This is a genomic window from Streptomyces sp. NPDC057565 (genome assembly GCF_042801455.1).
Lineage (GTDB): Bacteria > Actinomycetota > Actinomycetes > Streptomycetales > Streptomycetaceae > Streptomyces > Streptomyces yanii.
This window is the reverse complement of record NZ_JBHVFU010000006.1, coordinates 43,799-66,389: the sequence shown is the minus strand read 5'-3', so window position 1 is coordinate 66,389 and position 22,591 is coordinate 43,799. Positions and strand designations below refer to the sequence as shown.

Genomic DNA, 22,591 nt, shown 5'->3' with positions numbered 1-22,591 from the left:
CATTCTCCAGGGGGAGAGTTGCGCAGACACGCGAGAAGCGCCTGTGTTTCGACCATCGCCACGGCGGCCGCCGTGGCGCTCGCGGCCGGGATGACCACCCCGGCCATGGCGCAGCCGGAGCAGGCCCGTCCGGCCGCCGGAACCACGTCCGTGACCCGGCATCAGCTGACACTGATCACCGGCGACCGGGTCTCGGTGGACGCGAAGGGCCGGGTCGTGGACTTCCGGCCCGCCGAGGGGCGCGGGCGGATACCCGTGCAGCGGCAGATACGTGACGGGCACACCCTGCTCATACCGGCCGACGCCCACCGGCTGATCAGTTCCGGCAAGCTGGACCGCCGGCTGTTCGACGTCACCGAGCTGAACCGTCCGGAGAACCGCCGGGCCCAGCACACCGACCTGAAGCTGATCGTCGGCTACAAGGGTGCGCAGGCCGCCGCCGCAAAGGCGGACGTCCGGGACGCGGGCGCCACCCGGGTCGTCCGGACCCTGAAGTCGCTGAACGCCCAGTCGGTGACCACTCCGAAGAGCGACGCCAAGGACATCTGGCAGGCGCTCACCAGCAAGCCGTCCCAGGGCGCCCAGCGCACCACCGCGGCCGGCATCGACCGGGTCTGGCTGGACGGGGTGCGCCGGGCGAGCCTCGACAAGAGCGTGCCGCAGATCGGCGCGCCGACCGCCTGGAAGGCCGGTTACACCGGCAAGGGCATCAAGATCGCCGTCCTGGACACCGGTGCGGACGCCACCCACCCGGACCTCAAGGGGCAGATCCTCGACTCGAAGAACTTCTCCGCGTCGCCCGACACCAAGGACCGGTTCGGGCACGGCACCCATGTGTCCTCGATCGCGGCCGGTACGGGCGCCAAGTCGGGCGGCAGGTTCAAGGGGGTCGCACCGGACGCCAAGCTGCTCGAGGGCAAGGTCCTCGACGACGACGGCTTCGGTGAGGACTCCGGCATCCTGGCCGGCATGGAGTGGGCGGTCGCGCAGGGCGCCGACATCGTCAACCTGAGCCTCGGCGGCCCCGACACCCCCGACGTCGACCCGCTCGAAGCGGCGGTCAACAAGCTGTCGGCCGACAAGGGCGTCCTGTTCGCCATCGCGGCGGGCAACGAGGGCGACGGCGCAGGCACAGTCGGCTCCCCGGGCAGTGCGGACGCCGCACTGACCGTCGGTGCCGTCGACGACAACGACAAGCTCGCGGACTTCTCCAGCCGCGGACCGCGCATCGGCGACGGCGGCATCAAGCCCGATGTCACCGCACCCGGCGTGGACATCACGGCGGCCGCCTCACCCGGTTCCGTGATCGACCAGGAGGTCGGCCAGAACCCGCCCGGCTATCTGACGATCTCCGGCACGTCGATGGCGACCCCGCATGTCGCGGGCGCCGCGGCGCTGCTCAAGCAGGAGCACCCGGAATGGAGGTACACCGAGCTGAAGGGCGCGCTGGCGGCCTCCACCAAGCCGGGCGCGTACACGCCGTTCGAGCAGGGCACAGGCAGGATCGCCGTCGACAGGGCGATCGCCCAGACCGTCGTCGCCGACCCGGCCTCGGTCGGCTTCGGGATACAGCAGTGGCCGCACACCGATGACGCCCCGGTCACCAAGAAGGTGACGTACCGCAACCTCGGGACGACCGATGTCACCCTCGACCTCGCGGTGACGGCCACCGGCCCGAAGGGCAAGCCGGCCCCGGCCGGCTTCTTCGCCCTCGGTGCCGAGCACGTCACCGTCCCGGCGGGCGGCACGGCCGACGTACCGCTCACCGTGAACACGAAGCTCGGCGGCACGGCGGACGGCACCTACTCCGCTTATGTCGTCGCCACCGGCGGCGGCCAGAGCGTCCGCACCGCGGCCGCGGTCGAGCGGGAGATGGAGTCGTACGACCTCACGATCAAGAACGTCGGGCGTGACGGCAAGCCCGCCACGTACTACGACAACAACCTCTTCGGCCTCTCCGGCGCCGCGGGCGGCATCTGGCTGAACCCGGCGGGCCCCGACGGGACGGCGAAGGTCCGTGTCCCGAAGGGCGGTTACGTGCTGAACTCGGCCGTCTACGTCGACCCGGACAACGCCACCAAGGGCGTCGACTGGATCACCCAGCCGAAGCTGGACGTCACCAAGAACCTCACCGTGACGCTCGACGCCCGGAAGGCGAAGCCGGTGACGTTCACGCTTCCCGCCACCGGCACGAAGTCCCTGATGGCTGCCCCCGACCTCCAGTTCGACAGCAAGGACGGCGGCTTCAGCTACGGCTGGTTGCAGAACTCGTACGAGGGCTTCCGCACCGCGCACGTCGGCCCGAAGGTCACCGACGGCTCGCTCTCCCAGCACTGGCTGGGCACCTGGGCCAAGGGATCCTCGACCCGCTACGACGTGGCGGTCGGCGGTCCGGTGACGCAGGCGGCGACCGGCTACACCCGGAAGTTCACCAGCGGTCAGCTGGCGAAGGTCACGATCGGTCTCGGCGCGTCCGGCAAGGGCAAGACCGGATCGATCACCGCCTGGGGCACGCTGCCCGGCGTGGACGGGGGCTGGGCCACATCGACGGGGCAGCCGGCCCCCGGGACCCAGACCGTCTATGTCTCCACTGCCGACAAGGTGAAGTGGAACTTCGACTTCGAACAGGAGGGCGGGCGCTTCCCGAAGTACGAGGCGGGTTACTCGCTCGGTGACCCGCAGACCCTCAAGGCGGGCAAGACGTACCGGAAGCGGGTCAACACCGCGGTGTTCGGCCCCGCGCTCCCCGAGGGGTACGGGTTCTTCCGCAAGGACAACAAGATCCTCGGCGTCCTGCCGCTCGTGGCCGACGGCAACGGGAACGTCGGCGGGTCCACGTACAGCTCGGTGAAGACCGTCCTGTACCGCAACGGCGTCAAGTTCGCCCAGAACAAGGACCCGCTGGAGGGCGATACCCCCTTCACCGTGCCGTCCGGCGTCGCCGACTACAAGGTGACGACCTCGGTGCAGCGCAACGTGAGGATCTCCGCCGTCTCCACCCGGATCGACGCGAGCTGGACGTTCCGCTCGAAGAAGACCAGGGATTTCACCGAACTTCCCGTCTCCACGGTGCGGTTCACGCCCCATGTCACCCTGGACAGCAAAGTCACGGCCGGCCGGACCGCGTCGGTGCCGGTGAAGGTGCAGGGTGCGGCCGCCGGCAAGAACCTCAAGTCGCTGACTGTGTATGTCAGTTACAACGCCGGTAAGACCTGGAACAAGGTCACGGTCAAGTCCGGCAAGATCTCCGTGAAGAACCCGGCCAAGGGGAAGTCGATCTCCTTCAAGGCCAAGGTCACGGACAAGCAGGGCAACACGTCGTCGGTGTCGATCTACCACGCCTACTTCGGCAAGTAGGCGCCCGACCGCATGACGGCGGCCCGCCGGACGGATCTCTCCGTTCCGGCGGGCCGTTCGCATGCGCGGGCGGTGTTACGCGATGCGCTCGCGCACCACCGGGGTCGGCGTGAACTCCGTTCCTGCCGGGGCGATGTCGAACGAACCGGGCAGGGCCTTCAGCGCGTACTCGAACTTCTCCGGGGTGTCCGTGTGCAGCGTCAGCAGTCGCTGGCCCTCGGTCACCGTGTCGCCCGGCTTGGCGTGCATCTCGATGCCCGCGCCCGCCTGCACCGGGTCCTCCTTGCGGGCCCGGCCCGCGCCGAGGCGCCAGGCGGCGACACCGATGTCGTATGCGTCGAGGCGGGTGAGCACACCGGAGGCCTGGGCCGTCACCACGTGCTGCTCGCGGGCGACCGGGAGCGCGGCGTCCGGGTCGCCGCCCTGGGCGGAGATCATCCGGCGCCAGACGTCCATCGCGGAGCCGTCGGCCAGGGCCTTCTCCGGGTCCGCGTCCTTGAGCCCGGCCGCGTCCAGCATCTCGCGGGCCAGGGCGAGGGTGAGGTCGATGACGTCCTTCGGACCGCCGCCGGCCAGGACCTCGACCGACTCGCGCACCTCCAGGGCGTTGCCCGCGGTCAGGCCGAGCGGGGTGGCCATGTCGGTGAGGAGCGCGACCGTCCGCACACCGCTGTCGCTGCCCAGCGCGACCATGGTGGAGGCCAGTTCGCGGGCGTCCTCGATGGTCTTCATGAAGGCGCCGGAGCCGACCTTGACGTCCAGGACGAGTGCCCCGGTGCCCTCGGCGATCTTCTTGGACATGATCGAGCTGGCGATCAGCGGGATGGCCTCGACGGTGCCGGTGACGTCGCGGAGCGCGTACAGCTTCTTGTCGGCGGGGGCCAGCCCGTCACCGGCGGCGCAGATCACGGCTCCGGTGGTGTCCAGGACGTTCAGCATCTCGGCGCCCGAGAGGTGGGCGCGCCAGCCGGGGATGGACTCCAGCTTGTCGAGCGTGCCTCCGGTGTGGCCGAGACCGCGGCCGCTGAGCTGCGGCACGGCGGCGCCGCAGGCGGCGACCAGCGGGGCGAGCGGCAGGGTGATCTTGTCGCCGACGCCGCCGGTGGAGTGCTTGTCGGTGGTGGGGCGGGAGAGCGCGTCGAAGTTCATCCGCTCGCCGGAGGCGATCATGGCGGCGGTCCAGCGGGCGATCTCCGTGCGGTTCATGCCGTTCAGCAGGATCGCCATGGCCAGCGCGGACATCTGCTCGTCGGCGACCTCGCCTCGGGTGTATGCGTCGATGACCCAGTCGATCTGCTCGGGGCTCAGCTCGCCGCGGTCCCGCTTGGTGCGGATGACGGAGATGGCGTCCATGTCCTGGGTGTCCTTCCGGCCGGTACGTACGCAAGAGTCCCGAATGACTCTACGCGCATAGAGGGTGGAGACGGGTGTGGCCCTCCCGAAGTTTCAGGAGGGCCACGGGAGTTCTGGGCCTGTCTTTCGGATCAGGCCGGGCTCGCGGGCCCTGGCACCCGGCCCGATCCGGCCTGATCCGAGAGGGAAGCCCTACCTGAGATGGTCCGGCCCGAATGCCTGCGGCAGCATCTCGTCGAGCGTACGGAGGCCGTCCGGGGTCTCCAGGACGAGCTCCGGTCCGCCGAACTCGTACAGCAGCTGACGGCACCTGCCGCAGGGGACCAGGATCTCGCCCGCCCCGTCCACACAGGTGAAGTGGGTCAGCCGGCCGCCGCCGGTGGCGTTCAGCTGCGAGACCAGGCCGCACTCGGCGCACAGGCCGAGTCCGTACGAGGCGTTCTCGACGTTGCAGCCGACCACCGTGCGGCCGTCGTCGACGCGCGCCGCGACGCCGACCGGGTAGCCCGAGTAGGGGGCGTACGCCCGGGACATGGCCTCCCGGGCGGCGACACGCAGGGCGTCCCAGTCGACGTCGGCAGCCGCGGTCATTTGCCCTGGCCCTTCCGGTACCGCATGCCGTCCGCCTTCGGCATCCGCAGCCGCTGCGCGGAGAGCGAGAGGACGAGCAGCGTGACGATGTACGGGGTGGCGCTCACGAACTCGGTGGGCACCGTGTCCGTGGCGAGGTACCAGACCAGTACGGCGGCGGCGATGACGGCGCTGACCGCACCCTGGACGAAGCTCTTGCGGTAGAGCTTCCAGGCGGCGAGCACGGCCAGCACGACCACCAGCAGGAGCAGCAGCGCGTGGACGGACTCGCCGCCGTTGCGCAGCTGGAGCGCGTCGGCGAAGCCGAACAGGCCCGCGCCCATGGCGAGACCGCCGGGCCGCCAGTTACCGAAGATCATCGCGGCGAGACCGATGTAACCGCGGCCGCCGGTCTGGCCCTCGTTGTAGATGTGCGAGGTGACCAGGGAGAGGAAGGCACCGCCGAGTCCGGCCATGCCACCGGAGATGATCACCGCGATGTACTTGTAGCGGTAGACGTTCACCCCGAGCGACTCGGCGGCGATCGGGTTCTCGCCGCAGGAACGCAGCCGCAGCCCGAACGAGGTCTTCCACAGGACGAAGAACGTCACGACGAACAGGATCACGGCCAGGATCGTCAGCAGCGACACGTTGGTGACCAGGCCGCCGATGACACCGGCCACGTCGGAGACGAAGAACCAGTGGTGTTTCTCGATCGAGTGCAGCCAGTCGGACAGGCCCGGGATCGTCACCGAGGTGATGTCGTCGGACGGCGGCGACTGCTTGGGGCTGCCGCCCTTGGCCGCCGCCTCGCCCGTGTTGAACCAGAGCTTGGCGAAGTAGGTGGTGAACCCGAGCGCCAAGATGTTGATGGCGATGCCGGAGATGATGTGGTCGACGCCGAACGTGACGGTCGCGACGGCGTGCAGCAGCCCGCCGAGCATGCCGCCGATGATCCCGGCCAGCACGCCGAGCCAGGGGCTGGTCTGCCATCCGGCCCAGGCGCCGAAGAACGTACCGAGAATCATCATCCCTTCGAGGCCGATGTTGACCACACCGGCCCGCTCGGCCCACAGGCCGCCGAGACCGGCGAGCCCGATCGGCACGGCCATCGCGAGCGCCGCGCTGATCTGTCCGGCCGAGGTGACGTCCTGGGCGCCGGTGATGGCGCGTACCGCGGACAGTGCGAGCAGCGCGCCCGCGACGATCAGCAGTACGACGGGGAAGGAGAGGCGGGTGCGGCCGCCCTTGCCACCGGAGACCTTGGGGGCCGCGGGCGGCGGGGTGGAAGTCGCCGTGGCGGTCACGCCGACACCTCCTGCTGGTCGGAGTTACGGGCGGCCTGTGCGGCGAGTTCCGCGCCGACCTTGCTCTGCTGGCGCTTGAGTCCGTAGCGACGGACGACTTCGTAGGCGATGACGACGCACAGGACGATGACGCCCTGGATGACGCCGACGATCTCCTTGTCGTACCCCTCGAACTCGAGCTTTCCGGTACCGCGCTCCAGGAAGCCCCAGAGCAGCGCGCCGAGCGCGATGCCGACGGGGTGGTTGCGGCCGAGGAGGGCGATGGCGATGCCGGTGAAGCCGATACCGATGGGGAAGTCGCCGCTGTACTCGTAGCTGTCGTTGAGCAGCGTCGGCATACCGACCAGCCCGGCCACCGCGCCGGAGATCAGCATCGACGTGACGACCATCTTCTTGACGTTGACACCGCTGGCCTCTGCCGCGGAGCCGGACTGGCCGACCGTACGCAGGTCGAAGCCGAACCGGGTGCGCGAGAGCGTGAACCAGTAGGCGATGCCCGCGACGACCGCGACCACGATGAAGCCCCAGACGGGCGTCGGGGTGGTCGGGAACTCGAAGAAGTGCGAGGACTCCGGGAGCGGGGTGGTGGAGATCTTCGTGCCGGCCTCGTCGAGGTGACCGAGGCGGCCCTGCTGGAGCAGATAGCCGATGATGGCGGTCGCGATGGCGTTCAGCATGATCGTCGAGACGACCTCGCTGACGCCCCGCGTGACCTTGAGGACACCGGCGATCCCGGCCCACATCGCGCCGACGATCATCGCGGTGAGGATGATCAGCGGGATCTGGAGGGCACCCGGCAGGGTCAGCGCGCCACCGACGGCGGCGGCGAAGAAGGCGGCAAGGCGGTACTGGCCGTCGACGCCGATGTTGAAGAGGTTCATCCGGAAGCCGACGGCCACCGCGAGACCCGCGAGGTAGTACGTCGTCGCCTTGTTGAGGATGTAGACCTGGCTGTCCGACTTCACCCCGTAGTCGAACATGATGCCGAACGCGCTGAACGGTTCCTTGCCGGTGGCGGCCAGCACGAGGGCGGTCACCAGGAAGGCGACCACGATCGCGAGTACGGGGGCCGCGATCCCCAGGAGCAGCCGCTCCTTGTCGAACTTCTTCATCGGTCCTCTCCCCCGTCCCGGGGGTCGGTGTCGGCGGCGTCCGGACCGGACTCCGCATCCGTCCCGGACTCGGCGGGCGCTTCGAGATGGCCGGAGGCCGCTCCCGTCATCGCCGAGCCGAGCTCCTCCGGGGTGATGGTCGCCGGGTCGGCGTCCGCGACCAGGCGGCCGCGGTACATGACGCGCAGGGTGTCGGAGAGCCCGATCAGCTCGTCCAGGTCGGCGGAGATCAGCAGTACCGCCAGGCCCTCGCGGCGCGCCTCGCGGATCTGGTCCCAGATCTGCGCCTGCGCGCCGACGTCCACGCCCCGGGTGGGGTGCGCGGCGATCAGCAGCTTCGGGGAGTGGCTCATCTCGCGGCCGACGATCAGCTTCTGCTGGTTGCCGCCGGAGAGCGAGGCGGCGGTGACCTCGATGCCGGGGGTACGGACGTCGTACTCGCGCACGATCCGCTCGGTGTCCGCGCGGGCGGCCTTGAGGTCGAGGAACGCGCCCTTGCTGTTGGGGCGCTCGGTGACGTGGCCGAGGATGCGGTTCTCCCAGAGCGGGGCCTCCAGCAGCAGTCCGTGCCGGTGGCGGTCCTCGGGGATGACGGCCATCCCGTCCTCGCGGCGCTTGCGCGTCGGCGTCCGGGAGATGTCCGCGCCGTCCAGGGTGAGTACGCCGTGGTCCAGGTGGCGCATACCCATGATGGCGTCGACCAGCTCGGACTGGCCGTTGCCCTCCACGCCCGCGATGCCGAGGACCTCACCCTTGTGGATGGTGAAGGTGATGCCGTCGAGCACGGCACGCACCACCCCGTCCGGGTCGGTGGCGGTCAGCCGCAGGTCGTCGACGGTGAGCATCGGAGTGTCGGTGACGGTCGACTCGCGGGTCTCCGGCGACGGCAGCTCGCTGCCGACCATCAGCTCGGCGAGCTGCTTGGGCGTGGTGTTCGCCGGATCGGCGGTGCCCACCGTCGTACCGCGCCGGATGACGGTGATCTCGTCGGCGACCGACAGCACCTCGCCCAGCTTGTGCGAGATGAAGATGACGGTCAGGCCCTCGGCCTTGAGCTCGCGCAGGTTGTCGAAGAGTGCGTCGACCTCCTGCGGCACGAGAACGGCGGTCGGCTCGTCGAGGATCAGGGTGCGGGCGCCGCGGTAGAGGACCTTGAGGATCTCCACGCGCTGGCGGTCGGCGACGCCGAGGTCCTCGACCATGGCGTCCGGGCGGATCCCGAGACCGTACGCGTCCGAGATCTCCTTGATCCTGGCGCGGGCCCGGTCGCCGATCCCGTACAGCTTCTCGGAGCCGAGGACGACGTTCTCCAGGACGGTGAGGTAGTCGGCGAGCATGAAGTGCTGGTGCACCATGCCGATGCCGCGCGCGATGGCGTCACCCGGGTTGTGGAACGAGACCTGCTCGCCGTCCACCGCGATGGTGCCCTCGTCCGGCTTCTGCATGCCGTACAGGATCTTCATCAGAGTGGACTTGCCGGCACCGTTCTCGCCGACGAGAGCGTGGACGGTACCGCGGCGCACGGTGATGTCGATGTCGTGGTTGGCCACGACCCCGGGGAACCGCTTGGTGATGCCGCGGAGCTCCACGGCATGGGGACTGCTGGACGCGTTGATGGCGCACTCTCCTTGGCAGGAGCGGAGGGCGGAGGCGATGGGGTGGGAGGCGGGGAGCGAAAAAAGGTACCGCGCCCGGAACACGCTACGCGCGTAGCGTCCCCGAATCGTTGGCCACCCGGTAGAAGGTGGCCGACCGTGCGCGTACGGCTACGTTCCGGTCCGGGCCGGAAGCCGTACGCGAATCGGGGCCCGGCCGAGCAGCCGAAGCAGCTCCCCCGGGCCCCGATCGACGGGTCGGATCAGGTCGTGGTCTTGACCGTGATCGTGCCGTCGACAATCTTGCTCTTCGCCTCGTCGAGCTTGGCCTGGATGTCCGAGAGGTGGTCACCCGTGGTGGTCAGCGAGACGCCGCCCTTGGCCAGGGAGTACGTCTGGACGCCGGTCAGCGCCTTGCCGTCCTTGACGGACTTGACCAGGTCGTAGACACCGGCGTCGACGTTCTTGACGACCGAGGTCAGGATCGTGTCCTTGTACTTCGCCAGCGCCGGGTCCAGGGCCTGGTCGGAGTCGACACCGATGGACCAGGCGCCCTTCTTGCCCGCGACGGCCTCGATCGAACCGGCACCCGAGCCGCCCGCGGCGGCGAAGATGACGTCCGCACCCTTGTCGAGCATGCCCTTGGCGGCTTCCTTGCCCTTGTCGGGGCTGCCGAAGCCGGACAGGTCCGAACCGGTGGACAGGTACTGGATCTGCACCTTGGCCTTCGGGTTCGTGTCCAGGACACCCTGCTGGAAGCCCGCGGCGAACTTCTTGATCAGCGGAAGGTCCACACCGCCGATGAAGCCGACCTGACCGTCCTTCGACTTCAGCGCCGCCGCGACACCGGCGAGGTACGAGCCCTGCTCCTCGGTGAAGACGATGGAGGCGACGTTCTTCACGTCGGAGACCGAGTCGACCAGGCCGAAGTTGACCTTCGGGTACTTCGGGGCGATCTTGTCGACCGCGTCCTTGTACGCGAAGCCGATGGCTATGACCGGGTTGTAGCCGCCCTCGGCGAGCGACTGCAGACGCTGCTCACGGTCCGCCGGGGTCTCACCGTTCTTGGCGGTGAGCTCCTTCGTCTGGGCCTTGAACTCGGCCTTGGCCTTGTCCAGACCACGCGCGGCGGAGTCGTTGAACGAGTTGTCGCCCCGGCCGCCCACGTCGTAGGCCATGCCGATCTTCAGCTGGCCCTTGTCGGAGCTGGTGCTCTCTTCGGACGACTCGCCACACGCGGTGGCGGTGAGCGCGAGAGCCGCAGTGATGGCACACGCAGCGGTGATCTTGGATACCCGGCGCAAGGGAAGGCTCCTTCAAACCTGACCGAAGCGCCTCTTCCGGCGCTGGTTTCGCCGAGATCGTAACGCGCGTAGATGTCAGATAAAGCCCTGTACGGAAGCCGTTATCGGATCGTCGCGAACCGGGGGCGACCTGTCCGGTTACAAACGGTTGCCGTCGAGCAAAACCGCGGCGGTGAAGAGCTCCACGCCAACGGTGATCGCCTCCTCGTCCGCGTCGAAATCACCCCGGTGCAGATCAAGGCGCCGGGTATCACCGGGCGTGCGCACCCCGAGCCGCGCCATGGCCCCCGGGACGTGCTCCAGATACCAGGAGAAGTCCTCCCCGCCGAGGCTCTGCTCGGTGTCCTCGATTGCATACGATCCGCGGCGCCCGGTCATCGCGGCGGCCAGCAGATCGGTCACGGCCGGATCGTTCACGACGGGCGGGACCCCTCGGATGTAGTCGATCACCGACTTGGCCCGGTGCATTCCGGCCACCTCGTCGATCGCGGCATGGACCAGGTCCGGCGCCTCCCGCCAGGCCGCCAGATCCAGGCAGCGGACCGTCCCCGACAGCTCGGCATGCTGCGGGATCACATTGCACGCGTGCCCGGCCTCCAGCCGCCCCCAGGTCACGGCGAGCCCGGCCCGCGCGTCGACCCGCCGCGCCAGCAGCGCGGGCACGTCGGTGGCCACCTTGGCGGCGGCGGTGACCAGGTCGGTGGTCAGATGCGGCCGCGCGGTGTGCCCGCCGGGCCCGTCGAGCGTGACCTCCAGCCGGTCGCAGGCGGAGGTGATCGCCCCGACCCGCAGCCCGATCCTCCCCACGTCGACCTTCGGGTCGCAGTGCACCCCGATGATCCGCCCGACGCCTTCCAGCACCCCGTCCTCGATCGCATCGGGCGCGCCGCCGGGCAGCACCTCCTCGGCGGGCTGGAAGATCAGCCGCACGGGGTGCGGCAGCAGCCCCTGCCGGTCGAGCTCCGCGAGCACGAGCCCGGCGCCGAGGACGGTGGTCGTGTGAATGTCGTGCCCGCAGGCGTGCGCCCGGTCGGGAACGGTGGACCGGTACGGGACGCCGGCCTTGGTGTCCGGAATGGGCAGAGCGTCGATGTCCGCGCGCAGGGCGAGCATGGGCCGCGTGTCACTGCCCGCCCGTCGCCCACCGCCGCCCTTGTCCGAGCTTCGCGCCCCTGCCGATGTACCCACGTCGCACAGGAGTCCGGTTCCGGTGGCGAGCACCCGGGGCCGGAGCCCGGCCTTCTCCAGCCGGGCCTTGAGCGCGGCGGTGGTACGGAACTCCTGGTTGCCGAGCTCGGGGTGCATGTGCAGATCGCGCCGGAACGCGATCAGCTCGGCCCGCAGGGATTCGGACAGCGTGCCGGGCAGGGCGGCGTCCTCGGGCAGGTCGGCATCGGCGTCGCGGGACATCAACTGGTTCACCTGGTGAAGGGTAGGCCCCCTCACCCCTCAACTGGCCACAGATCAACAAAAGTTCAGCCGCATAGAGGAACAAAATGTGGCGTCGGAGCGTGTGCAGTGGGATGGAGGTGGGTAAACTCGCCCGTTTTCCTCCGGTGCCCCGCTGTCCGGGCCGTATGCCCTCACGGCTCATCTCCGTGGAGGTGCAGCTGGATCGTGGGGGCGCAGGCAGTCGAACACGAGGGCGGCGAGGCGACCGGGTCGTGCCGTGTCGGCGCGCCGGCGCCGAGCGGTGAGTGCGGCCGGGACGATCGCCCGGGCATCGGCGGCGTCCACGTCGGCTCTCACCGCGCCGGCTTGCCGGGCCCGGGTCAGTAGCGCCGCAAAGGTCTCCCACAGGTCGGCGGCAAGCTGCTGGGTGGCGCTGCCCATGGTGACCGCCGAGCCGGCGATCGCGTCGGCAAGGTCCTGCTTGGCGTCGGCCTGGTCGGGTCATCCGGGTGAGGAAGGTGAAGAACGCCGACCCGGCCTCGTCGGTCCGCAGCGCGGCGCGCGCGTCCCAGCCGGTTCACGCCCGTCCAGGTCGCCGAGGCCACGGCGTCGGCCTGCCCGGAGAGGCCTGCCCGCCGGATCCTCATCGGCGGGTGGACGGGCGGGCGGCAGCGGGCAGGAGCGCTGGTCCCGGTGCCCCCGTCGACTACTGCGCCGTCTCGGAGAAGGACTGGTCCGCGCTGCGCGCCGCGCCCGGTCGTCCCTGAGGCCGGCCCAGCCGCTCGCCGCCCTCGGGCAGCCCCCGGCGCATCGGCAGCAGCGCCGTCCCGAGGCACACCGCACCGACCGCCAGCAGATCCAGGCTCATGGCCGCCAGCACGATCCCGGTGAGCACCAGCACCGGGGCCCAGCCCTTGACGACGTCCCGCCGGAGGAACGCCAGCAGCGTGACGAGGGCCAGCAGCCCGAGCCAGAACAGCATCGGCACCACGGTGTAGACGAGCGGCATCACGCCGGGCACGTCCTGCACCCTCCCGAACATGTCGCTCATGGCCGGCTTGTCCACGGTGAGGAACCCGACCGCCAGGTCGATCACCGCCTGGACCACCAGCGCCGCCGCCCCGAGCAGCCCCGCCCAGGTCGCCGCCTCGACCGCGACCCGCTTGCCGCCCCGCACCCCTGCCGTCCTCCGCAACCCCAGCAACACCCGTACGAACGCGAGCAGTCCGGCCAGGGACAGCACATGCGCCACCGTCCACCACACACCGGGCCCGTAATCGCTCACCGCCCGACCGACCAGCCGCACCACTCCGTACCCGGCCATCAGGGCCGGGCCCGCGATGAATGCCCTGCCGATTGCCTCGCCCTGACGAACTGTCATCGTCTGCATCCTCATGCTGCGATGCTCGCGCCCGGCCGCCCCTGCCCACCATCAGGGCTTCCCCCCAACAAACCCTGGCCGTAGGCCACTTCCGAGTCAGGGTGGCGTCAGGCGGTTCGGCGCGCGGAGAGTCCGGACGCGGACTCCCCGGCGCTCCGCAGCCGCGCACAGCGTCACCGGTTGCCCCGGTGCGCTGTGACTCACCTGGTCAGTTCGCCCCCGACGCCGACTCCGGCCCCGGTCGCGGAGCCGAGCGCGGTGGGCCCGTAGGCGGCGCCCGCGCCGGGGCCGACCGTCACGACGGTCCCGTCGCCCGCGTTCTCGCCCTCCGCGCCGAACGCGAGGTCCGCCCGGCCGTCGCCGGTGTAGTCGGCGACGGTGACGGCAGACCCGAACCGGTCCCCGACCTCGGCGGCGCCCGGCAGTCCGGCCGCCCCCTCCACGTACGCGACAGCACCGGTCGCACTCGGCCCGTCCGCACCGCCGCGCAGCACGAACGCCCTCCCGGCGCCCGAGTCGTCACCGGGCGCGCCGGCGAGTACATCCGCGTACCCGTCGCCGTCGGTGTCCCCGACCGCCACGGAGGCACCGAGCTCCCCGCCCGTGCCGGCCGCTTCGAGGGCGCCGCGGCCGACGACCCCGGCTTCCGTCGTCGCAAGCCCGTCCGCCGAGCCGTGGTACGTGGCGATCTCGCCGCCGTCCGCTGCGTCGGGGCGGCCCACGGCCAGGTCGGCGAAGCCGTCGCCGTCGGTGTCCCCGGCGGCCAGCGCACGGCCGCCCGCCCCGTCGAGCACGGCAGGTTCGCCGGTCCGCAGCCCGGTCGCCGAACCGCGCAGCACCACGAGGGGCGTCGCGCCGGCAGCCGTACGGAAGGCGATCGCCGCGTCCTCGAACCCGTCGTGGTCGAAGTCCCCGGTCGCCACGGAGGCGTCCTGCACGGGGCTGTCCGAAAGTGCGGCCGGCGCGGAGAACGCGCGGTCGGCCCCGTCGACGGTCCAGGCGCGGCCCGCGCCCGGCGCGACGGCGAGGATGTCGTCGCCGCCGTCCCCGTCGAAGTCGCCGGTGGCGAGCTCGGCACCGAACCGGGCGCCGCTCGCGCGGACCGCGATGGGCTCGTTGATCATTCCGGCCTGCCCGGTGAGCCCGTTGGGGCCGCCGCGCAGGATGCTCACGCCGCCCTCGTCGGTGGCACCGGAGGTGACCTCCTCGCCGGGTGAGGCGACCACGAGATCGGTGTACCCGTCGTGGTCGAGGTCCCCGTACGCCGTCGCGGAGCCGAAACCGTCCCCGGCCTCGGACCCGCCGGGAACCCCCTCGGACTCCTGCGTGACGACAACCTTGTTCCTGCCGTACGGGTTGCCGGGCGCGCCCGGTACGACGCTGACCTGGCCGGCCCCGGCCCTGCTGTTCGCGGTCGCCTTCGGGACGCCGGCGGCGAGGTCGGCGTGGCCGTCCCCGTTCACGTCGGCGCCCTTGGCGGGCGAGTTCTCCGACGCGGCGAGCGTGCGGATCGCGGGCAGGTCACCGTACAGATTGTTGCCGGGGCACTCGGTCGGGTAGCCGTCGCGGTGCCCGGAGATCCGGTTCATCGTCACCAGCTGGCCCGCGGTGAACTTGCCGTTGTCGGCGCCGGCCGCCATCACGATCGTTCCGGCCGGGTTGATGCCGTACAACCCGAGCTTCCAGGCGGCCAGTTGGGCGATCGAGTCCCGCACGGCGGGCGTGGAGGTCGCGGTGTTGTAGTCGCCGAGCACGGCGACACCGCTCGTGTCGGTGTTGAAGCCGTAGGTGTGGGCGCCGTACACGGGCTTGTCGAGACCGCCCGCACGTCCCTCGAAGATCGTGCCGCACTTGTCGACGAGGAAGTTGTAGCCGATGTCGTTCCAGCCGTTGCTCTTCACGTGGTAGGTGAGGATGCCGCGGATGATCGACGCGGACTCGGCGCAGGTGTAGTCGTTCGTCCCGGCCGTGTGGTGCACGAACACGGCCTTCGTGTCGGTCGTGTACGTGGGCGGGTCGGCGACCAGCGACTCGTCGGCGCCCCAACCGGCGCGCGACGTGACAGGGGGCTGGGCGGCAGCGGTGGCCTGCTGCGCAGCCGCCTTCTCCATCCCGTCGGTCCCCGTACGGGAGCTGGTTCCGGCGTCCGGGTCGACGAGGTCGACCCGGAGCCCGGCCGGCAGCTTCGCCCCTCGGATCCTCGCCTGCACTCCGTCGGACGCGCCCACCCACAGGGGCTGGGTCGCACCGCGCACGCCCTCCTTGGTTCGCTCGGACCCCGACTCCGGTACATGGACGTCGAGTTCGAGAGAACGCCATGCGGACCATTTTCCGCTCTCCGCGTCCCGGGTACGTATCTCCGCCGTGCCGTCGAGCGCGGCCTCGGGGTCGGACCAGGTGATGCCGAGCATGCTGAACGGCTCGGTCGAGCGGGCGGCCAGGGCCCGCTGCTTCGGATCGGTGCCGGCCGGCACGGCGACCGTGTGGACGGCGCCCTTGTGCACGGTGGACGCCGCCGCGACCTGTACGGACGGTTCGTCCTGTCCGTGCCGGCCCGACAGGGAGATCACGCTGAGCACGACGGCGGCCGCGAGCGCGGTACGGACGGCCTGACGGCCGGAGCCGGAGTAGTTCACTGCTCCCCCTGGGTGTTCGCCGGGACCGCGGCGTCCTCGGTGGTCTCGGGCGCGGCCAGCTCGCCCTGGCAGGTGGCACGGCCGAACTTCCCGAACGCGGTGGCGGTCTGCACGTGCTTGCCGCGGATGGCGAGCCGGCAACTGGCCCGCCCGCCCTTCTCGTCGAGTGTGATGGTCACGAGGGGCGGCTTGCCGAGCGGCACTTGAACCGTCTTCTTCCACGGCAGGTCGACCTTGTTGACCTCGACGGCCGTACCGGAGTCGCTGCGCGCCTGGTAGGTCAGATCGGCAGTGCCTTCACCGTCCACCTCGTAGGTCACCGAGGCGGTGGGAACGTGACGTTCGGGCTTCTCCTCGGTGTCGAGCACGCCGTAAAGGACGAGACCGGCGCAGGCGGCGACCAGAGCGGCGCAGGCGGCGAGGCCGCGACGGTCGACGCCCCTGCTTTCCTTCTTCGCGCGCCCGTCGCCGCCTTCGGCGCCTTCCGCCCCTCCGGCTCCTCGCGGTTCACCGCCGTCGGCAGCGGCGCCGACGGCCTCCTCGGCCTCCGCAGTCAATGCGGTCGCCGACGACTCCGCCGCCTGCTGCGGCTCGTCGGTCGACTCCGGCTCGTCGGTCGTCTTCGGCTCTTCGGACGGTGGCATGGGCGGGTCCTGGCTTTCGTGAGGGGTGCATTCCTCGCGCGAAATCCGTCGCGCGCTCGGCGGAGAACCGGCCACTTATACCGCACGGCAAGGACTCCGCTCCAACAGTCGGAAATATCGGGTGAATTGGAATGTCGGGAATTCGCGCGCCTGAATTATCCGCTTCGTTGACACGGGTGGCCCGGGGGGAGTAAGCCGCGCACGACCGGCGCTCCGACACCCCGTCGATCATCAGCCTTTAATTCAAGGGTGGTTGTGCGGATTTTCGCCCCGGGTGCGGACTGCGTGTCCACGTGCCGAGGTCGGCGCGCGCCCGGACGGGCGACCGGTGCGCCGTATACCGGAGTGGCGATCGCCTTAACGCGTAAGGGAGCTGAGAGCGAGCCAGTCCGTTGCGGTGCTGCGCCATGTGCGCCCCGGGCGCCGCGATCAACGACGAGGTGCGGCCGCGAGCGCGCCACGCGGGTCACGGCGAGTGACATCCACTTGAGTAGCCCCATTCATGAGCGAGTTGCCTTCGTTTCGGCGACCGACTTCCTCGTGTCACCGATGGCTCCGAACGAGGCCCCGAAGGGATATACCGGATTGACTCCGGCTGTTGACACTGCCGCGCGCGACTCGTCGGAAAGCAGGCCGCCAACGCGGTGGATCATGGCTGGTGGTGGGCGAGGCATGCCCGGACGTCAGCCCTTTTGCGCGGGCCCGGGCAGTCAATACGTTCACCGAGAAGGGCGGCTCGGACCGCAACGATTTCAACCTCCGGCATGACGAGCGGAGTGCGAACGCGGTACGAGGTCCATGGCGAGGGCCGGCGTGAAAACGGGTCCCCGATGGACATGCCGCGACGACCTGTACCGGTTGCGGAAGCACGCCGGAGCAGGGCGACGACGTCGGCTTCGAGCGGCGCCGGGTCCACGGCAGCCTGTCCACGGTGAAGATCACAGAGCACCGGGCACACCACTGCGGGTGCGCCTGCGGCACCATCACCACCGGGGCGATGCCCGGACAGATCGCCGGACCCCCGTCCTCCAACGGAGCGAACCCGAACGCGCTCGTCGTCTGTGAATCGAGGCCGCTCAGGCAGTCCGCCCGGGCGGCCTCAGCCGTTCGCAGGGACGGGCTCAGGCCTCGGTCACCGCGGTGGCCCGCCACGGGGCGAGGCGCTGTACGTCGCGGGCCGTCTCCGTGACACCGCTCAGGAAGCCCTGCGCGCGTGGCGACGCCGTGTCACGCAGCCACTCCGGGGCGATGTCGCAGACTGCGACCTTGACCTCCGTGCCCGCCAGCGCCAGCGGCAGTGTGTGGACCACCGTGGAGGGGAAGCTCAGGACCGTGCGGCCGATCGGGCCGCGGCGGGCGATGAGTTCCAGCGGGAGGTCCGGGCGGACGATCTCCAGGCCGGTGGCGGCTTCCAGGGCGTGGAGTTTGTCGGCGGACTCACGGCGGTGCGCGAAGTAGCGGGTCGCGCCATGGGCGCGGGCCAGGGCGGCGACCGCCTCCAGGTACTGGGCCTGGTCGATCACGCCCGTCTCGACCAGGGATGTGCCGACCAGGTCCGCGCCCCTGGTGAGGAGTGGCGGGCCGAAGCGGGCGCGGGTCCAGGCGAAGGTGTTGGGAGTGACCGTGACACCGGCCGGAGCCTCGACCGGCATGGCGGTGAACACCTCGACCTCGCGGGTCGAGGACGGGGTGAAGCGACGGCGGGCGGTGGCCGTGACCGGGGCCAGGATCAGGTCGCGCGGGCCCGAGCTGCCCCGCCGGTGCCAGCGCACCAGCCTTTCACCACGGGCGAGTTGGGCGACGAACTCCATCGTGGCCGTGCCGTCGTCGACGACCGTGAGCCGACGGGCGCGGACCATGGACAGGAGGAGCTGCACGTAGCGGGAGAACGGGTCGCCGATCACGATCCGGTCCGCCCTGCGCAGCAGTCCCGTCAGGGCCCGGAGGGTCTTCAGCGGCGCGCCCGCCCCGCCGCGCGCCTCCTGCCAGCGGACGCTGACGCCCTCGTCGCGAGCCAGCTCCGCCATCCGGCGCAGCTGGCCGCGCGACATCGGGTCGACCGGGGGGAGGACGACGACCGTTATGTCCGCCAGGACATGGTCGTCGCCTCCCTCTGTGAAGGCCCACTCCAGGACGTTCAGGAGCTGGACCGGGCTCTCGACGAAGGCGAGGTTCACCGGTCGGCCCGTCAGACCGCGACCGGCTCGGCGGCCGGGGCCGCCTCGGCGTTCTCGGCGACGACGCCCGCGACGCGACGGAGCTTCTTCATCGGGCCGAGCTCGGACTCGTACACCTTCTTGACGCCGTCACCGAGGGAGGCCTCGATGGTGCGGATGTCGCGGACCAGACGGGTCAGGCCCTGCGGCTCGACGGAGGCGGCCTGGTCGGAGCCCCACATGGCCCGGTCGAGAGTGATGTGGCGCTCGACGAACGCGGCGCCGAGGGCGACGGCGGCGAGGGTGGTCTGCAGGCCGGTCTCGTGGCCGCTGTAGCCGATCGGGACGTTCGGGTACTCCTGCTGGAGGGTGTTGATGACGCGGAGGTTCAGCTCCTCGGCCTTCGCGGGGTACGTCGACGTGGCGTGGCAGAGAAGGATGTTGTCCGAGCCGAGGACCTCGACCGCGTGGCGGATCTGGCGCGGGGTCGACATGCCGGTGGAGAGGATGATCGTGCGGCCCGTGGCGCGCAGCGAGCGGAGCAGCTCGTCGTCGGTGAGGGAGGCGGAGGCGACCTTGTGGGCGGGGACGTCGAACTTCTCCAGGAAGGCGACGGCCTCGGTGTCCCACGGGGAGGCGAACCAGTCGATGCCGCGCTCGGCGCAGTGGTCGGAGATGGCGCGGTACTCGGCCTCGCCGAACTCGACGCGGTGGCGGTAGTCGATGTACGTCATCCGGCCCCAGGGGGTGTCGCGCTCGATGTCCCACTGGTCGCGCGGGGTGCAGATCTCCGGGGTGCGCTTCTGGAACTTGACGGCGTCGCAGCCGGCTTCGGCGGCCACGTCGATCAGCGCGAGGGCGTTGTCGAGGTCGCCGTTGTGGTTGATGCCGATCTCGCCGGTGATGTAGACGGGGCGGCCGGGACCGGCGGTGCGGGTGCCGAGGGTGCGCAGACGGGAGGTGCTCATGGGGGTGTTTCCTTACTTGGTGGTGGAGTTGGTGGGGGTGGAAAGGTGGCCGGTGAGGGTGGGCCCGAGCAGCCACGCCGCGATTTCGCGGATGGCGCCGAAGCCGCCGGGGGTGGTCGTGACGGCGCGCGCCGCGACGCGTACCGAGTCATGGGCGCTCGCTACGGCGACGGGCCAGCCGGCGAGGGCGAAGCAGGGCAGGTCATTGACGTCGTTGCCGACGTAGAGCACCCGCTCGGGCGCGATGCCGTGCTCGTCGCACCACTGCTTGAGCGCGAGGTCCTTGCGGTCGATGCCGTGCAGGACGGGGATCCTGAGCTTGTTGGCGCGGGCGGCGACGACCGGGTTCTGCTCGGTGGAGAGGATCAGGAGGTCCAGGCCCGCCCTGCGCAGGGCGGCGATGCCCAGACCGTCTCCGCGGTGGACGGCGACGATCTCGCGTCCGTCGGAGTCGATCAGGACCCGGTCGTCGGTCTGCGTGCCGTCGAAGTCGAGGACGACCGCGTCGATGTCCTCGCGGGTCGGCAGCGGTGACGGGTCCAGGAGCGGTGCGAGGGCGCGGGCGCGGGCCAGGTCGTGCGGGTCGTCGATCTCCAGGACCCGGGCGGGGTCGGTGGTGACCAGCGCGGTGTGGCCGAAGAAGCGGTGCCGGTGGGTACGGAAGCCCTCGACGTCCATCGCATAGGCGGCGCCGGTCTCCAGCAGGTCCTGGGGCCGGTCCTGGCGGCGGGGGCGGACGGCCTTGTCGTGGTTGACGCCGTAGGTGTCGTCCTCGACCGCGCTGCCGTCGCGCCAGATGAAGCCGTGGAACGGGGCGACGGTGACGGCCGTGTCGGCGCCGTCGCGGGCGACGGCGGCGGCCACGCCGTCGATGTCCTCGCGGGTGACGAACGGGCTGGTGCACTGGACGAGCAGCACCACGTCGGCGGTGCGCTCGTGCATCGCCTCGTACGCGTCGAGTGCGTGCAGGACCGCAGCCTCGCTGGTCGCGGTGTCGCCCGCGATGGCCGACGGGCGCTGGACGCAGTGCACGCGCTCGGTGGCGCCGAGCGCGTCGCCCGCCGCCCGGGCCGCCTCCGCGATCGCCGCGTCGTCCGTGGTGACGACGACGTCCGTGACCTCACGCGCGGACAGGCAGGCGCGGACCGCACGGGCGACCAGCGGTATGCCGCCGACCTGGGCGAGGTTCTTGGCCGGGACGCCCTTGGATCCGCCGCGGGCGGGGATCACCGCGATCACGGTCGGGTTCGGCTTCGGTATCGAGGTCGGCGTCATGTCTGCTCCTGGATTCGTTGTCACAGCTCGCCCATCCGTCGGATCACGGGGGCGACCCGCTGGACGCCCTGCCGGTACGCGCCGCGCGCCGCTTCCCGTACCGCGTCACGGACCGCGCCCCGCACCCCGCCCGTCTCGCGCGGCGCGGCGGCACCGGGCAGCGGGTGGCCGTCGGGGGCCAGGTGGTGGCGGGCGAGGATGCCGGGCAGGTAGCCGGAGGTGGTGGCAGGTGTGTAGTACGGGGCGAGATCGGGCAGGCGGGACACGGCCAGCAGCGCGTCGACGCGGGCCCGTGCGGTTTCGTAAGCCGTGTCGTAGGTGCCGTCGGCGGCGACGCCCTGGCCGGCCAGCCACGTCTCGTCGGGCTCCGGGTGGGAGCCGCCGTCGAGCCGGTCCCACGAGGTGAGCAGGCCCGAGCCGATGAAGTGGTGGTTGCCGAGGGCCTCGCGCACGCCGAGGTCGCTGAGGATCGCGGTGGGGATGCGCCGGTGCAGGGACTCCAGCGCGGCGGTCGAGGAGACCGTGACCAGCAGGTCGGTGCGGTCGAGGACCTCGCCCATGTGCCCGTACACGAGGCGGAAGTTGGGCGGCAGTCCGCCGGGCAGCTTCTCCGCGAGCCGCTGGTACGGGAGTTCTTCGATGTGTGTGGTGTGCTCGCCGGGCTTGGAGCGCAGCTTCAGCAGCACCTCGCGGTCCGGGTGCAGCCTGGCGTGCTCGACGAGCCTGCGCAGCAGGTACGTACGGTCGGCGCGGGACGCCGGTACGGAGGGCTGGGCGGCGAACACCACGGTGTCGCGGCCCTCCTGCGGCCGGTGCGGGGCGCCGCCGAGGAACGGCAGTGCGGCCTCCGTGACGGCCGAGGCATCGGCGCCCACCCCCTCGTACACGGCGCGGAAACGCTCCGCGTCGTGGCGGGAGTTGGCGAGGACGATGTCCGCGCCGTGCCGCAGCAGCAGACCGTCGGCGAGCTTCTCGTAGACGACACCGACGTAGCCGGTGACGACGACGGGCCTGGCGGGCAGCCGCAGGGCGGCGAGGCCGTGCAGCATCGCCTGGACCGCGCCGCCGACGAGGGCCAGGACCACGACGTCGTACCCCTCGTCCCGCACGGTGTGCAGGAACTCGACGGCCGTCACTTCGCACACCCGGCCGGTCTCGACCCCTACGTCACCGACTTCGGCGAGCTGGCGCGCGGTCGGGGTGGCCCGGCCGCGCAGGAGCAGTCCGCTGATCTCGACCGGCCGTTCCGCCGCGCGGGGGGCGTCCGGGGACCCGGTGGTCAGGCGGCGCGCGGTGAGCGCGCCCCATTTCCACCGGGTGTCCGAGTCGGCGAGTACGGCTACCCGGAGCGCCGTGGTCTTGCTGGTACGTGGGGGCACGTCCTAGAAGTTAGGAAGGCATTTCGATTCATGGCCCAACATGACGGCAACAGATGGTTAACAGCCCGCCGACGCTCGGCGAATCAGTTTCACAAAAGGCCCTCGATCGCTATGGATTCAGTCCGGTTCATCGTTCCGACATTCGTCGTTCACCTGCCGTCC

At 70.8% G+C, this 22,591-nt stretch carries 16 protein-coding genes; 1 reads left to right on the top strand and 15 read right to left on the bottom strand.

From position 1 onward, the window contains the following. Window positions 1–105 precede the first annotated feature (105 nt). The gene (locus ACFU8W_RS14810; RefSeq protein ID WP_384037114.1) at window positions 106–3,357 is read left to right on the top strand and encodes a S8 family serine peptidase; all 3,252 of its coding nucleotides are present in this window, start codon (window positions 106–108) and stop codon (window positions 3,355–3,357) included. 75 nt (window positions 3,358–3,432) lie between these two features. Here the strand turns inward: ACFU8W_RS14810 and ACFU8W_RS14805 are convergent, their stop codons facing one another. The 15 genes from ACFU8W_RS14805 to ACFU8W_RS14735 form a co-directional block, all read right to left on the bottom strand. After that, entirely contained in the window at window positions 3,433–4,710 is a 1,278-nt protein-coding gene (locus ACFU8W_RS14805; RefSeq protein WP_266982287.1) for a thymidine phosphorylase, read from the bottom strand. A 192-nt stretch (window positions 4,711–4,902) separates the two neighbouring features. Then, window positions 4,903–5,301: a cytidine deaminase gene (locus ACFU8W_RS14800; protein ID WP_037688350.1), complete on the bottom strand. Its 399-nt coding sequence runs from the start codon at window positions 5,299–5,301 to the stop codon at window positions 4,903–4,905. Beyond that, window positions 5,298–6,587 (bottom strand): ABC transporter permease, encoded by a 1,290-nt coding sequence (locus ACFU8W_RS14795; protein ID WP_384036368.1) that lies wholly within the window; start codon window positions 6,585–6,587, stop codon window positions 5,298–5,300. Before ACFU8W_RS14795 ends, ACFU8W_RS14800 begins: the two co-directional genes overlap by 4 nt. Next, entirely contained in the window at window positions 6,584–7,699 is a 1,116-nt protein-coding gene (locus ACFU8W_RS14790; RefSeq protein ID WP_384036365.1) for an ABC transporter permease, read from the bottom strand. The genes ACFU8W_RS14795 and ACFU8W_RS14790 overlap by 4 nt, the downstream gene beginning before the upstream one ends. After that, a complete protein-coding gene (locus tag ACFU8W_RS14785) occupies window positions 7,696–9,288 on the bottom strand; it encodes an ABC transporter ATP-binding protein (protein ID WP_345515137.1) in 1,593 nt (530 codons plus the stop codon). Before ACFU8W_RS14785 ends, ACFU8W_RS14790 begins: the two co-directional genes overlap by 4 nt. 269 nt (window positions 9,289–9,557) lie before the next feature. After that, complete coding sequence (locus ACFU8W_RS14780) at window positions 9,558–10,598, bottom strand: BMP family protein (RefSeq protein ID WP_384036360.1); 1,041 nt, start codon at window positions 10,596–10,598, stop codon at window positions 9,558–9,560. A gap of 138 nt (window positions 10,599–10,736) precedes the next feature. Beyond that, window positions 10,737–12,008, bottom strand: a complete 1,272-nt coding sequence (locus tag ACFU8W_RS14775; protein WP_384037111.1) for an amidohydrolase — start codon at window positions 12,006–12,008, stop codon at window positions 10,737–10,739. A gap of 180 nt (window positions 12,009–12,188) precedes the next feature. After that, window positions 12,189–12,431, bottom strand: coding sequence for a hypothetical protein (locus tag ACFU8W_RS14770; RefSeq protein ID WP_384036357.1), 243 nt, complete (start codon window positions 12,429–12,431; stop codon window positions 12,189–12,191). A gap of 265 nt (window positions 12,432–12,696) precedes the next feature. After that, window positions 12,697–13,371, bottom strand: a complete 675-nt coding sequence (locus ACFU8W_RS14765; RefSeq protein WP_384036354.1) for a hypothetical protein — start codon at window positions 13,369–13,371, stop codon at window positions 12,697–12,699. Window positions 13,372–13,571: 200 nt separating this feature from the next. Next, on the bottom strand, window positions 13,572–16,007 hold the full coding sequence (locus ACFU8W_RS14760) for an FG-GAP-like repeat-containing protein (RefSeq protein ID WP_384036351.1): 2,436 nt from the start codon (window positions 16,005–16,007) through the stop codon (window positions 13,572–13,574). Beyond that, the gene (locus ACFU8W_RS14755) at window positions 16,004–16,651 is read right to left on the bottom strand and encodes a hypothetical protein (protein WP_384036348.1); all 648 of its coding nucleotides are present in this window, start codon (window positions 16,649–16,651) and stop codon (window positions 16,004–16,006) included. Before ACFU8W_RS14755 ends, ACFU8W_RS14760 begins: the two co-directional genes overlap by 4 nt. A gap of 1,121 nt (window positions 16,652–17,772) precedes the next feature. Continuing rightward, the gene (locus ACFU8W_RS14750) at window positions 17,773–18,828 is read right to left on the bottom strand and encodes a hypothetical protein (protein ID WP_384036345.1); all 1,056 of its coding nucleotides are present in this window, start codon (window positions 18,826–18,828) and stop codon (window positions 17,773–17,775) included. A gap of 11 nt (window positions 18,829–18,839) precedes the next feature. Further along, window positions 18,840–19,775 (bottom strand): N-acetylneuraminate synthase family protein, encoded by a 936-nt coding sequence (locus ACFU8W_RS14745; protein ID WP_266982308.1) that lies wholly within the window; start codon window positions 19,773–19,775, stop codon window positions 18,840–18,842. Window positions 19,776–19,787: 12 nt separating this feature from the next. Further along, window positions 19,788–21,050: a cytidylyltransferase domain-containing protein gene (locus tag ACFU8W_RS14740; RefSeq protein ID WP_384036340.1), complete on the bottom strand. Its 1,263-nt coding sequence runs from the start codon at window positions 21,048–21,050 to the stop codon at window positions 19,788–19,790. Between the two features lie 20 nt (window positions 21,051–21,070). After that, window positions 21,071–22,429: a DUF6716 putative glycosyltransferase gene (locus ACFU8W_RS14735; protein WP_384036336.1), complete on the bottom strand. Its 1,359-nt coding sequence runs from the start codon at window positions 22,427–22,429 to the stop codon at window positions 21,071–21,073. Between the last annotated feature and the right edge of the window lie 162 nt (window positions 22,430–22,591).